The organism is Arthrobacter sp. IK3, from assembly GCF_051337705.1.
Lineage (GTDB): Bacteria > Actinomycetota > Actinomycetes > Actinomycetales > Micrococcaceae > Arthrobacter_B > Arthrobacter_B koreensis.
In genome coordinates this window covers 1-544 of sequence record NZ_JBPPSW010000023.1, presented here as the reverse complement: position 1 = coordinate 544, position 544 = coordinate 1, and the positions used below count along the sequence as shown (strand labels likewise).

Below are 544 nucleotides of genomic sequence, written 5' to 3'. Positions count from 1 at the left end.
GTGCCGAAGACATGCAAGGAGCCCCACTCGTTCCCGGCCCGGCAATGCCGGGCACCCGTGCCGGTTCGGATATCACCGCGAACGAACCAGCTCCCGATCCCGTCCCGGCTCCCACCCCTACCGCCGCCCCGGCTCCCGGTCCGGACGGCAACCCGGACAGCGGCACGGCGGGCGACCCTGACGGCCACCCTCTTAGCGGCCCGGCGGGCAGCACCCAAGCGGGCAGAAGACCCCGCCGCGCAGAGCGGCACCGCACCCAGAACCGGAACCGGTCAACGGTCCGCACCGAGGTCATGGTCCTCATCAACGCCGACACCCTCGCCGGACTGGACGAGAACCCCGCAGAACTCAACGGCTACGGACCTATCAGCGCAGAAACAGCACGCACCATGATTCTCGACGCCCTGCGCTGGACACCCCTGATCCAGGACCCCAGCACCGGGCACATCCTCACCGTCGGACGAACACGACGCATCCCCGCAGGACTCAAACGCTGGCTTCAGGCACGGGACGGGACCTGCAGGTTCCCCGGCTGTTCAGTGAG

1 pseudogene is annotated in these 544 nt (G+C 68.9%); it reads left to right on the top strand.

Annotation, left to right across the window (positions count from 1 at the left end):
- Positions 1-11: 11 nt before the first annotated feature.
- Positions 12-544, top strand: a pseudogene (locus tag ACSLGO_RS18225) (hypothetical protein); the annotation flags it as partial.